8 protein-coding genes are annotated in these 13,747 nt (G+C 40.5%); 6 read left to right on the plus strand and 2 right to left on the minus strand.

Annotated features, from left to right (window positions below; genetic code table 11):
* The first annotated feature begins 212 nt into the window (after positions 1-212).
* Positions 213-2,195 (plus strand): C69 family dipeptidase, encoded by a 1,983-nt coding sequence (locus QM351_RS07040; protein ID WP_414327079.1) that lies wholly within the window; start codon positions 213-215, stop codon positions 2,193-2,195.
* A gap of 160 nt (positions 2,196-2,355) precedes the next feature.
* Here QM351_RS07040 and galU read toward each other — a convergent pair whose 3' ends face one another.
* Both galU and QM351_RS07050 read right to left on the minus strand, forming a co-directional pair.
* Positions 2,356-3,264 carry a UTP--glucose-1-phosphate uridylyltransferase GalU gene (gene galU, locus QM351_RS07045; RefSeq protein ID WP_118396341.1) on the minus strand — a complete coding sequence of 303 codons (909 nt, stop codon included), beginning with the start codon at positions 3,262-3,264 and terminating at the stop codon, positions 2,356-2,358.
* Between the two features lie 45 nt (positions 3,265-3,309).
* Entirely contained in the window at positions 3,310-4,326 is a 1,017-nt protein-coding gene (locus tag QM351_RS07050) for an NAD(P)H-dependent glycerol-3-phosphate dehydrogenase (protein WP_037608137.1), read from the minus strand.
* Positions 4,327-4,599: 273 nt separating this feature from the next.
* Between QM351_RS07050 and QM351_RS07055 the strand changes: the two genes are divergently transcribed.
* The 5 genes from QM351_RS07055 (at position 4,600) to pgfM1 (ending at position 13,621) form a co-directional block, all read left to right on the plus strand.
* A complete protein-coding gene (locus tag QM351_RS07055; RefSeq protein WP_414327080.1) occupies positions 4,600-5,289 on the plus strand; it encodes a gamma-glutamyl-gamma-aminobutyrate hydrolase family protein in 690 nt (229 codons plus the stop codon).
* Positions 5,290-5,403: 114 nt separating this feature from the next.
* A complete protein-coding gene (locus tag QM351_RS07060; RefSeq protein WP_414327081.1) occupies positions 5,404-7,407 on the plus strand; it encodes a DUF2079 domain-containing protein in 2,004 nt (667 codons plus the stop codon).
* Positions 7,408-7,569: 162 nt separating this feature from the next.
* Complete coding sequence (locus tag QM351_RS07065) at positions 7,570-9,645, plus strand: Ig-like domain-containing protein (protein WP_414327082.1); 2,076 nt, start codon at positions 7,570-7,572, stop codon at positions 9,643-9,645.
* Between the two features lie 71 nt (positions 9,646-9,716).
* Positions 9,717-10,676, plus strand: a complete 960-nt coding sequence (pgfS, locus tag QM351_RS07070) for a glycosyltransferase PgfS (protein ID WP_155200159.1) — start codon at positions 9,717-9,719, stop codon at positions 10,674-10,676.
* A gap of 17 nt (positions 10,677-10,693) precedes the next feature.
* Positions 10,694-13,621 (plus strand): glycosyltransferase PgfM1, encoded by a 2,928-nt coding sequence (pgfM1, locus tag QM351_RS07075; protein WP_414327083.1) that lies wholly within the window; start codon positions 10,694-10,696, stop codon positions 13,619-13,621.
* The last annotated feature ends 126 nt before the right edge of the window (positions 13,622-13,747 follow it).

The raw sequence follows: 13,747 nt of genomic DNA on the forward strand, positions 1-13,747 counted from the left end.
AGAATTGTATATATTTATTATAATATGTTTGCAGAGGTCAAGTGAGCCCTCTATTGCTAGGTCCATAGAGAAGGTAATCATGGGTAAAGAGGTATAAAAATGCAAAATAGAAAGCGCTTGCAAAAGTATTGAGAAAGTTGTAAACTGGAGATATAAAAACCAAAAATAGTGCTATTTTGTCAAAAGTAGTGCAAAAACAAAGGAGATTTGCCATGAAAAAATGGTTGTTAAAACTCTCATTGGTAGCGATGACACTCTTACTCCTACCGATTCAAGCTGTTCAAGCCTGTTGCGGTTTTATCATTGGTCGCCAATTGACCAAGGATGGGACCACTCTCTTTGGTCGGACAGAAGACTACCCTTACTATCCAAATGGTGGAAAGCACAACAAAAACTTTGTAGTTGTTGATGCGAAGAACTATAAGGAAGGGGATCAACTGGAAGACGAATCTAATGGTTTTACCTATCCACATGCTGCCAGTGAAATGAAATACACAGCGACTTATGACTCTGCTCGTGGAGATGGTAGTAACGGTGCCTTTGGTGAACACGGATTTAACGAAGCCGGCGTCTCTATGACATCAACTGTTACAGCAATTCCAAACAAAAAAGTCTTGAAGACAGATCCATTGACAGAAAAGGGAATTCCAGAAGCTGCTATGTTGGACGTGGTTTTACCACGCGTTAAGTCTGCTCGTGAAGGAATCGAACTACTTGCGAAAGTCATTGAAGAAAAAGGTTCAGCTGAGGGGAATACAGTTGTTATTGCCGATCAGAAAGAAACTTGGTACATGGAAATTCTTTCTGGTCACCAATATGTAGCAGTAAAAGTCCCAGAAGACAAATATGCAGTCTTTGCAAATACCTACTACCTTGGTCATGTGGATTTGAATGACACTGAAAATGTTATTGCTTCAAAAGATGTTGAAAAAGTAGCTAAAGAATCAGGTAGTTACAAGACTGATAAAGATGGCAATTTCCATATCGCTAAATCTTATGGACCAGAAAAATATGCTGAAGGAGACCGTTCACGTACTTACGCAGGAATCACTCTTTTGGATCCAAAATCAAAAGTGACTTATGAAGATGATGAATACGAACTCTTCCGCTCACCAACAGATCCAAACAAGAAATTTACTTTGGAAGATGCCTTTGCTCTCCAACGCAACCGTTTTGAACATTTGAATGGTCGGTTTGTTCCAGACGATCAAATTGGTGTCAAGAAACAAGGGGATAATGGTAGCAATGATGCTGTTCGTAAAGACCAATACAAGTATGCTTTAGGAAACGAAAACGTTATTGATGCCCATGTCTACCAAATCAATCCAAAACTTCCAAAATCATTTGGTGGTACGTTATGGCTTGGTATGGGACCATCTCGGAACACTCCTTATGTTCCATTCTATGGTAATCTAAAAGATACTTACGAAGCTTTCAAACCTCAAACAGCAACTTATGATCCAAATTCATGGTATTGGACAGTATGGCACATTGACAATATGGCGATCAATAACCAAGATGTCTTTGGAAAATCAGTCCAAGATCACTGGAAAGCTCTTGAAAAACAATTGATCATCGAACAAGAAGCTAGTGATGCGAAATATAAAGCTTTGAAAGATAATCCGGAAGCTGCTAAAGCAGTAGAAGACGAAGTTACAGCAAATGCTCTTGCACTTTCTAAAAAACTATTTGAACACTTCAAATCTTATGAAGCAGATATGCATGCACATTTGATTGAGCTAGGTCGTAAGGATGATCCATATCGTGCCTCTAAGCCAGATGATTACAAAGATCCAGAACCTGAAAAACCAGTTCAACCTGAAAAACCAGTAGAACCTGAAAAACCGGTTCAACCTGAGAAACCAGTAGAACCTGAGAAACCAGTTCAACCTGAGAAACCAGTTCAACCTGAAAAACCAGTACAGCCAGAAAAAACTCAGCCAATTCAAACCAAAGTCAATGAAGAAGGCAATCCAAATAACCGCTTCGGTTATGCAGCTACAAAAGATAAGGAATCTTACGTTTCTACTAAAGTTGAAACATTTGTGAAACCAGAAGCAAAAGCTCAAGATCCATCCGAAGCAGTTTCAGCTGGTAATGGCGGCAATGAGAACAATCGTTTTGGTTCATCTTTCGCAAAAGCAACTGTTGAAACTTTCCCAAATACCAATTATTCTTACAATGTTCATCCTTAAACAATAAGAATAAAAAGTAAATTGGACCAAGTCCAATGAAACGAAAGAGGCCGGATTTTTATCCAGCCTCTTTTTTATAAAAAAGACTGACCATTGTAAGGCAGCAAAGCTCTTACATGATATGGCCAGTCTCTTTTGTATTCTGTAGATTTGAAAATGATTAGTCTGAAGTTTGTTCAGTTGCTTCTAATTTTTTTCCAAGGTCGATAATATATTGTTTAAGATCATCTTTGACTTGAGGGTGTTTCAAGGCATAGTCGATCGAAGTTTTCATGAAGCCGAATTTATCACCCACATCGTAGCGTTGGCCTTTAAATTCACGGGCAAAGACTCGTTGGGTCTTATTGAGGGTATCGATTGCATCTGTCAATTGAATTTCATTGCCAGCACCTGGTTCTTGATTTGCAAGAATATCAAAGATTTCAGGAGTCAAGAGGTAGCGTCCGATAATAGCGAGATCACTTGGAGCGTCCTCTGGGTTTGGTTTTTCGACAAAAGTTTCAACGCTATAAAGACCGTTAATGCCTTCGCCTTGAGGTGCAATCACACCGTAAGAAGAAACCTCTTCGTGAGGGACTTCCATTACAGCGATGGTTGACGCATGGGTTTCATCGTAGTCGTTCATCAATTGTTTGGTCAATGGCAAGGCATCATCATTGGTGATGTCCATGAGATCATCTCCCAACATAACGACAAAAGGCTCGTTTCCAACAAAGGCCTTGGCTTGAAGAACAGCGTCCCCTAAACCTCGAGGGTGACTTTGGCGGATGAAATGAAGATTAATCGCTGTTGTATCATTGACCAACTTGAGTAAGTCAGTCTTGCCTTTTTGCTCGAGATTGTATTCCAATTCGAAGTTAGAATCGAAATGGTCTTCGATCGAACGTTTGGCCTTCCCTGTTACGACAAGGATTTCTTCAATCCCAGATTTCAGAGCCTCTTCTACGATGAATTGGATCGTAGGTTTGTCAACGATTGGCAACATTTCCTTTGCCAAAGCTTTGGTAGCTGGGAGGAAGCGTGTCCCCAAACCAGCCGCAGGAATGACTGCTTTTCTAACTTTAGTCATATAGTTTCCTTTCTAAAAGGTAGGATTGATGTTAGGGTGGTTGACTTATTTCCACTCATTTTCTTCTTTAAATTCATTGCTCATCATGTGGTGGATGGCTTCGCGGATATCTTTTCCTTCATAGATGACTTGGTAAATGGCTTGTGTAATCGGCATGTAGACATCCAATTCTTGGGCCAGCTCGTGGGCGACTTTGGTCGTAGAGATCCCTTCAATGATCATACCCATGTTGGCTTCGATGTCTTCCAATTTTTCGCCACGTCCGAGAGCATCCCCAGCTCGCCAGTTACGGGAGTGAACAGAAGTTCCGGTAACGATCAGGTCACCAACCCCAGACAAACCGCTATAGGTCAATGGGCTAGCTCCGAGCTTAACGCCAAGGCGCGTGATTTCAGCGAGACCGCGCGTGATGATGGCTGCTTTGGCATTGTCACCATAACCAAGACCGTGCAGGGCCCCAGCTCCGACCGCGATGATATTTTTTAAGGCCCCAGCAGTTTCCACTCCGATAACATCTGTATTGGTATAGAGGCGGAAGTAGTGATTGCTAAAGAGTTCTTGAACATAGCGTGCAGCTTCTAAATCTTTTGAAGCTGCTGTAATGAGGGTGATGTCCCGTACGATGGTTTCTTCCGCGTGACTCGGTCCAGAAACGACCACTACCTCACTGCGAAGAGAAGCAGGGATTTCTTCTTCAAGGATTTGAGAAATCCGATCGTGTGTACCAGGTTCGAGCCCTTTAGAAGCGTGCATGACTGTGACAGGGTGATCCAGTGTTTCAGCGACTTGTTTAGCGACCAAGCGGGTCACCTTTGTAGGAACGACAAAAAGGATAGCATCCACACCGTCCAAAGCTGCTTTCAGATCAGTCGTAGCGGTAATTTGATCACTAATAACGATGTCTTTGAAATAGCGTTGATTGGTATGAGCGGTATTGATTTCATCGATTTGTTCTTGGATATTTCCCCAGAGACGGACTTCATGGCCGTTATCATTGAGGACTTGTGAAAGGGCTGTTCCCCATGAACCAGGACCCAATACTGCAACGGTTTGTTTTTCCATTGTATCTTCCATTTCTATGTCTATTTTTTCAACAAGGCTAGGAATCTAGCGCTTGCACCTTCGAAACGGCCTAATGTATGCCTTGAAGGACGATTCTATTTTCCTCTCTATTTTAACATAATATAGGTAAAAAAACTTGTATGATCATCAATTGTTTTGTGAGGAAGGTGAGGGTGATAAATAAAATCTATCACGGTTTTAAAAAATACATATTAGACACTATCACTAATGGGTGGTAAGATAAGTAGTAGTTAAAATGAAGGAGGAATGAATATGTGCAGAACAATTGTTGGAGTATCCGCTAATCTCTGTCCGGTTGACCCGGAAGGGAAAAACCTTCATTCCTCCGTGTCTAGTCAATTTGCGGAAGGGATCCGTCAAGCAGGTGGACTTCCAATGGTCATCCCGATGGGAGATCCTTCCTTAGTTAAGGATTATGTTGAAACGATTGACAAGTTGATCCTAAGTGGAGGTCAAAATGTCGATCCTAGTCTCTACGGCGAAGAAAAAACCATCGAAAGCGATGATTACAATATCGAACGGGACCAATTTGAGCTTGCCCTACTGAAGGAAGCGGTTCGCCAAAACAAACCGGTTCTAGGAATCTGCCGTGGGGTTCAGTTGATCAATGTAGCTTTTGGAGGAACACTCAATCAAGAGATTGAAGGGCATTGGCAAGGTCTTCCATTTGGGACTTCCCATTCTATCGAGACTAAAAAAGGTAGTGTGGTAGAGCAACTCTTTGGTCAGGCCAGTCGAATCAATTCCGTTCACCGTCAAAGTATCAAGGATCTTGCACCAAATTTCCGTGCGACCGCCTTTGATCCGCGCGATCACACCATCGAAGCGATTGAAGCAGTAGACGGCCATCGGGTTATGGGCTTGCAGTGGCATCCAGAATATTTGGTCAATGAAGAAAAAGGGAATTTAGAACTCTTCCGTTATTTATTACAGGAATTATAAGAAAAAGAGAGGTTGAATTGGTATCAGCCTCTCTTTTGGTATGGTTATTACTATCTAGAAATAGTAAGGGTTTTGTGCTAGAATAGGAACTACAATTGGGAGGTATTGATAGAAATGAAACTTGCTAAGACAATGAACCTTAACTATTTATGGTTACTTTTAGGTTCTTATTTTGTGGCCATGATGGTCAATCTATTGAGTTTTTCAACAAAGGAATTATTTCTAGAACTTGGTAAAGTAGGATGGACCCATACGGTCCTTGCTTTGTTCATTAGTTATCCTATTCTTTGGTTTTTGACGGAGAGTAAGAAGTATATCTGCATACAAAAATTGAATCTCTGGTTCGTGGCAGGTATCCTATTTATTTCTATTTTGAAAAGTCCGAGTCTCTTTATGTCATTGGGCCTAGTGTTGCTCTCACTGGTCTTGTTTCTATATTTTTATTTAGGAAAAGAAAAAATCGCTTATATCTTCTTAGCGGTAGATGTCTTGTCTTTTCCGAAATTGTTGCTACAAACCAGTGCCAATCTTCAAGATAAGGAACTGGGAATCTTTACGTTTACGATTTCTGAATCGAAGTTGCCTACTTTGATTTGGCCAGTATTAGTAGCCGTTATCGTTGCCGTCCTGATCGGTTTCGTTCTCCACAAGGTTTCTTTGGCTAAAGTTAATGAAACCTGGGTTCGAAGACTCACAGTGGTGACAATAATCGGTGGTATTTTCTATGTGCTCTATCTATCGATTGTTGCCTATTATAAGATTAAAGCCAATGCGGTCTCTTCTTTTGATATTGGAATCTTTTCACAGATGTTTGAGAGAATGAGACATGATTTTTCGCAAGTTACCACCCTTGAAAGAGATAGGGCCTTATCGCATTTTGGAGTCCATATTTCTCCTATTTATTATTTGATCTTGCCCTTTTATATGCTATTTCCTTATGTGGAAACATTAGATATCGCTCAAACAGTGATTGTATTTTCAGCAGTTATCCCGCTTTGTTTGATTCTAAAGAGAATACAATTGCCAAAAGTCATGACGCCGCTCGTGCTTGCCCTCTTTTTTGTGACTCCGGTCATGACAACGAGTGGTGGATTCCATTTGCATGAAAATTGTTTTTTGCCTCCATTGATACTTTGGTTGTTCTACAGCCTGATTTCTCAGTGGCGTGGAAGAACTATCTTGTTCACCTTGTTGCTCCTTTTTGTGAAAGAGGATGCCTTTGTCTACGTGCTGTCCTTAGGACTTTATTTTGCGTTTCAACATCGTTTTACCTTTGAGGCCAAGTTTAAAAAGTGGTTGTATCTCAGCTTGTTTGCCTTACCGATACTTTATTTTGCATTTGCCATGTTCCTCTTAGCAAGATATGGTGAGGGAGCTATGGTTTCTCGATACAATAATCTATTATTGACTGGGGAAAATGGTCTCCTGATGGTTGTGAAAAATGTAGTCCTAAATCCGCTTTATGTTTTGGGAAGTCTATTTACAGCGAAACGACTTGGCTACCTCTTTTTGGTCCTATTTCCTTTTAGCTTTTTACCACTGATTCAGCGACGTTGGTCTACCTATTTTCTGATGTTGCCCCTTTTTCTCATTAATTTATTGATGGATTGGCCTTACCAATATGATATTGGTTTTCAGTATAGCTATGGTTCGGTCACGCTTCTGTTTTTGATGGCTTTATTGTCTATCGATCAATTAAGCAAGAACCAGTTGGCATCAGATAATGTTTTGGTGGCTCTACTAGCTTCTTCCATCATTTTTTCAAGCGCCATTCTATATAGTTTTACGCATAACTGGAATTTTGAAATCCAATACTATCAAACACGCAAAGACTATTTTGATGGGCTCGAAAAGACCCTGCAGGCTATCCCTAAAGATAAAGCGGTCTTAGCAGCAGGTGGCTATACGCCGAGTCTTCGCAGCCATGAAAAATTGTATGATATTTTCTACCATAATGACAAAAAGCTTGATTCTAAGATTGACATAGTGGTAGTTCCAAGGGAAATGCAAGAGGAAAAAAATGGCTATTCTGAAACAGCCACTCTAAATCTCTATAAAGAATCAGGGTATAAAGAAAGCGACTTATCTACAAAAGATGTGCTGATTTTGGAAAAATAATTGTTTGAAAGAGGGAGGCTTATTTAGAAAAAATTCACAAGCCAAATAGCCCTTAAATATACAAAAGATGGATTTTTTGTTCAATAATCTTGACTTTCTCACTATGTTTTGCTATATTATATGCGTTGATTTATAAAAAATCAGCCTAGAAAGGGAGAAAAAATGAAAAAGTTAGCAGTTTTTTTGTCAATAGTTTGTTCGCTATTGATTGTGTCATTGACACTTTTTTCTAAAACTGTACAGGCGGAAACGTCTAAAAAAGTCGATGTCATCACGGAGATCAAGATCCAAAATAGCAAAGGTGAAGAATTAGCAACCGGTCTAGGTCGTTATGACACTTTCCGTCTGAATGCAAAATTTGCTTTAGAAGGAAAAAATGTTAAAGCAGGGGATACAACTGAAGTCACTATCGATGGACCAATCGATATCAAGTCTCAGGATTTTGAAATCAACGATACAATCACTGGTAAAAAGATTGCCGATGCAAAAGTTGATGCAAAAACTGGTAAGATTGTCTTGACATTCACAGATTTCGCTCAAACGAAAAATGACGTTTCAGGTTCATTCTTCTTCTACGCTGGTGTTAACAAAGATAAATTCCCAAATGATGGTGAAGTTCCTGTTAAGGTTTCTGTTAACGGTAATGTAAAATTCAACGGTAAAGTAACAAGTACAACAGTTGGTGAAGGTAAACGTTACACAATCATCAAATCTGGTTGGGATAATGGAGATCACAAAAAACTTGGATTCCGTATCTCTGTAAACAGAACTAACGAAGCAATCAACAATGCAGTCCTTTCAGATTCAATAACATCAGCAGGGGTTACCTACAAAAAGGGTAGTTTCAAAATCTTCAAAGGTACTTGGGAATACGCTAATGGAAAATGGACTCTTAACAATAAACAAGACGTTACGGCTAACTATACTGTAAACGCAACAGATAAGTCATTCTCTATTGATTTTGGTAATATTTCTGTTAACGATCACTTTGCAGTAGAATATGAAGCAGTTGCTAACTATGAAACTGTTGACGGCGAACAAATTAAGAATACAGCGACTATCGCAGGTGACAACAAAAAACCTTACGACTCAAACAGTAAAGTAGATATTCAAATCGCTGGTGGTGAAGGTATCGGTTACGAATTTAGCATTAAAGTGAAAAAAGTAGACGAAAACGGTGCTCCACTTAAAGGTGCGAAATTCCAAGTTGTTCGTCAGGCAACTGGTGAAGTTATTGGTGAATTCGAATCAGATGCGAACGGTGAATTTACTGTTAAAAACATCTTGCGTGACAAATATATCATCAAAGAAATTTCAGCTCCAGAAGGTTATGACTTGGCGGCAGATACTGTTGTGGAAGCTGGAGAATTTAAAACACCAAAAGCTCCAGTAGAGAAGACGATTGTAGACCAAAAGACAACGACTACAACTACCACAACAACGACAACCACAACAACGACTACTGCAGAGCCGACAACCACAACGACGACTACTGCAGAGCCGACAACCACAACGACGACTACTGCAGAGCCGACAACCACTACAACGACTACTGCAGAGCCGACAACCACTACAACGACTACTGCAGAGCCAACGACAACAACAACGACTACTGCAGAGCCGACAACCACTACAACGACTACTGCAGAGCCAACGACAACAACAACGACTACTGCAGAGCCAACAACCACAACGACGACTACTGCAGAGCCAACCACAACGACAACAACTACTGCAGAGCCAACAACCACAACGACGACTACTGCAGAGCCAACCACAACGACAACAACTACTGCAGAACCAACGACAACAACGACGACTACTGCGGAGCCAACGACAACAACAACGACTACTGCAGAGCCGACGACTACTACAACTACAACAACAGAAGAGTCGACGACTACCACAACTACAACAACAGAAGAGCCGACGACCACTTCAACAACGACAACAGAAGAGCCGACGACTACTGTAGAGCCAACGACGACAACAACGACTACTGCAGAACCAACCACCACCACCACAACAACTCCAGAGAAACCGGTGACTCCAGGAAATGAAGAATCAACAACGACGACCACGACTGGAAAACCAGGACCAAAAGGTGGAAACAATGGAGGAGGGCGTAAAGCGCTTCTTCCTAATACAGGTGAAGTTGCAGCAACTGGATTTGTATTCTCAGGAGCCTTTGTGTTAGCAGGTGCAGTCGTATTGAAACGAAAATTGTCTATTAAATAAGCAATGAGTTTCTATATAAGGGGAGAGCATGAGCTCTCTCTTTTTTGGGAATGTATTATGGAGAAAAAGGGATGAAATTATCAATCTTAATAACCCTCTTGAATGAGGAGCTAGTACTTCCTCAAACCCATCGTGAAATTTCTAATCAGCTTGAGAAAATGTTAGGAAAAGAGCTCTCTGATTATGAAATTCTCTATATCGATGATGGAAGTAGTGACAAAACCTTTGAGTTGATTGAAGAATTTGCAAGAGAAAACGACCGCATCAAATATATCCGTTTCAGTCGAAATTTTGGACGAGAGAGTGGCATCTTGGCTGGTTTTAAATATGCCAGTGGGGATGCGGTTATGGTCATGGACGGGGATCTCCAGCATCCACCATACTTGATTCCCTTATTCTTAGAAGCTTATAATGAGGGCTATGATATTGTTAGTGGCCAACGAACTCGTGAAGGAGAATCTTTTGTAGGAAGTTCCTTTGCACGTTTGTTTTACTTCTTGTCAAATCGTTCCATGGATGTGCATCTAACAGATGGAAAATCTGAATTGAGACTGCTTAGCCGAAAAGCGATGGAAGCCTTTGTGTCAATGCCAGAGTACAATCGCTTTAATAAAGGTTTGTATGAATGGATTGGTTTTAAAGAGAAAGTAATTCCTTATAAGAATGAAACCCGTAAGGCTGGAAAGAGCAAGTTTGGTTTTAAGAAATCTTTGAATTATGCGATTCAAGGGATTATTTCTTTTAATGATCGTCCTCTCCGTGTTTGTATTCAATTCGGTTTCATCTGTTTAGGGCTGGCTCTTTTATATCTAGTGTTTGAGTTGATGAAATATATCTTCGCTGCTGGGAATTATGTGAGTGGTTATTTCACAACGATTGCGGCTATTATATTATTTAGTGGAGTGCAACTCATCTTCATCGGAATTCTTGGAGAGTATATTGGCAAGATCTATTACGAAGTGAAGCGTCGTCCTCATTTCATTATTGAAGAGACCAATATCGAACAAGCGAAGAAAAATCATATCGGCTAAAGAAGATAGGAGAAAACATGTTAATCTGGTTCATGCGCTGGCAAGAGTTTTGGAAAAAACATCCAAAGAAAGTTCTCTATGCTGCAAGTGCCCTGCTCCCAATGACCATCATGCTCATTGTGTGGGCTTTTATAGGGATGTATCCTTTTGGAAGCAAGAGTCTGATGGCTGTTGACTTTGGACAGCAATATATCAGTTTCTTTGGCTTGCTAAAAAATGCCATCTTGACGGGGGATCTATCTAGTTTGAGTTATTCTTTCACCAAGTCTCTTGGTGGAGATATGATCGGTGTGCTCGGCTACTATTTAATGAGTCCCTTCAACATCATCTACATTCTAGCTCCCCTCAAATATTTTGGGGCAGCAGTATTTTTAACTATTTGGCTCCGCTACGGGGCAATCGGTCTATCCTTTGCTTTCCTTTTAATCAAGCGCTACAAAGGATTAGAATCTAGAAAATGGTTGGTTCCATTATTCTCGACGGCCTATGCCTTGTCAGGGATGTTGGTTTCCTATCAGATGAACGTCATCTTCTATGATGCCATGATCATGCTTCCTATTGTGATTGTGTATTTGGAAGAACTATTAGATGGGAAATCTCCTTATCGCTATGCTTTTGCTCTGGGATTGACGGTCTTGCTTCAGTTTTACATGGGCTATATGATCTCCATTTTCATCGCTCTGTACGCCTGCTACTATGTATCACCAAGATTGCTGATTGAGGGGGATCTGAAGACAAAGATTAAAAACTTTAGTATCCCTTTACTGCAAGCGGTGATCTATTCGATTATTGGGATTGCAACAGCCTCAGTCTTGCTCTTGCCAGTGTTTTTCAACCTGATTGAAAGTAAGGGGCAAGTTGGCGGAGGCATGACCTTCTCATTTGCCTTCCAAATTAACCCCTTAGATATTCTTTCTAAGTTGGTTGTTGGTGGCTTTGATACAACCTCAGGATGGTCAGCGGGTCCCAACCTTCCCAATATTTATATTGGAGCGCTTGGTTTTCTTGGTTTTATCTTTTATTTCCTATCGCAAAAAGTTGGAAAAGCCAAAAAATGGGCTGCAGGGATTGTTACCCTCATTTTCCTGATTTCCTTTGTCAATGAATTTGTCAGTAAGATATGGCATATGGGACAAAACCCAGCCGGTTTCTTCTTCCGTTTTTCTTGGCTGTTTTCATTCTTTATGCTAGTCCTAGCTTATCAAGCGATGAAGCAGAAGATCGTTATTTCCAAACGAACCAACTGCATCATCGGCTTGGGCTTGCTCTTGTCGGTAGTCTATCTCTATTTCCACCAGTATAGTTTTATCTCAAAGACTCAACCGCAAGCGATCAGCCGTTTCCTCTCTAAGTTCTCTATTCTAAGTGTTCTGGGAATAGCAGCGGTGACCTGCTTCATCTTCTATGCGTATTGGGAAAAATCTCAGAAGAGCCAATTGGAAAAAATGATTCGAATGGCTCTAGCAACGGTCATCTTAGTGTTAGCTGCTGTCTTATTAAAGACAGGCTATCTCTTGTCGCAAGTTGGGATTACAGCGATGCTCTACTTGAGCATTCTCTTTATCCTAAACTTTAAGATCTCACGTTTATCCATGATTGTCGTATCAGTGCTGACAATCTTTGAGTTTGGCTATAATGCCTATTTGTCCCAAGTAACATTTGGGTATGATGATGTGCACAAGTTTGCAGATGCGACCGTTTCGGTCAAGCGCGTGACAGACAATATCCAAGAAAATGCAGATCAAAAATTCTATCGGATTGCCACAGATTTTGCTTATTCCAGAACTGTTCCTTCCTTGGTGTCCTATCCGGGTCTAAGTACCTTTAGTTCAAGTTTGGAACGTAGCACCATGGATCACTTTGCTTTCATGGGAGATCTTGGAGTCAATGCGGCGACCCAATATTCAAACGGGACACCTTTGACAGATGCTTTATATGGTGTTCGTTACTTTATGAGTGCCAAGGATTTTGACCCCAAAGAGATTGAAGCCAATCCAGATAAGATGTACTTTTATCGATTTACAGACCGCTTTGATCTGCATCGCTATTTCACAGACAAGGTCTATGAGGATAAGCGTTATGTCGTCTATAAGAATCCAAATTCCTTCCCACTTGCATACGGGACGAACAGTCTGGTAAGGAATATTCAATTTGGTGCCAATAATGCCTTTGCTAACCAGAATATTATTTTGAACTCCATGGAGGGACATCAAAAGGCCAATAATGATACCGTTGAGTACTTTAAACCGTTGGCGTTCAGCTCGATCGAAACCGAAAATGTGATTGAAGAAAAGGTCAATAAGGAAACGGGAGAAGCCATCTATAAGAGAGCGGATTCATCAAAAGATGCCATTATTCGTTATAAGGTCACTCCACGCACCAATTACACCTATTATTTCTTTACTCCTGCATCTTTGATCCAAAACCAAGATTACTCAGTCTTACTCAATAATAAATGGTTGCTCAATGCTAAAATTTTCACGCAAAGACAAATTTGGCAGTTGACAGATCAAACTGAAAACCAAGAAACTGTTATTGAATTTAGATTTAGAACAGATCACATCGATATGAGCAATGCAGGTGTTTATCGCGCTGACGTTGATCAAATTCAACAGGTATTAGAAAACCGGAAGAAACAAGGTTTACATGTAACCAAGTTTTCAAATACCCATATTGTTGGTGATGTGTCTATTACAGATGATAGTAACTATATGATGACTTCCATTCCATACAGCGATGGCTGGAAAGTGAAAGTGGATGGGAAGTTTGTCAAAACTGAAAAAGCATGGAATGCATTCTTATCCTTCCCAATCTCAAAGGGAAATCATAAGGTTGAATTCGTCTTTAGACAAAAAGGCGTGATCCTGGGTGCCTTGTTATCTATTGTTTCTGTTGCTTACCTCGTCATTCAAATGAGAAGAAGCAGAAGTAATGAAGGACAATAGGATTTAAGAAAATCAAAAACAGTTATCCACACAAAAAGAGAGTGGGACAGAAATCGGTAATTCGTTAGAATTCGATTTCGTCGTCCCACCTCCGCACAGTTGAGTAGGGCTGTAAAGCTGATGAAA

It is taken from the genome of Streptococcus parasanguinis (genome assembly GCF_047465465.1).
Classification (GTDB): Bacteria; Bacillota; Bacilli; order Lactobacillales; family Streptococcaceae; genus Streptococcus; species Streptococcus parasanguinis_AI.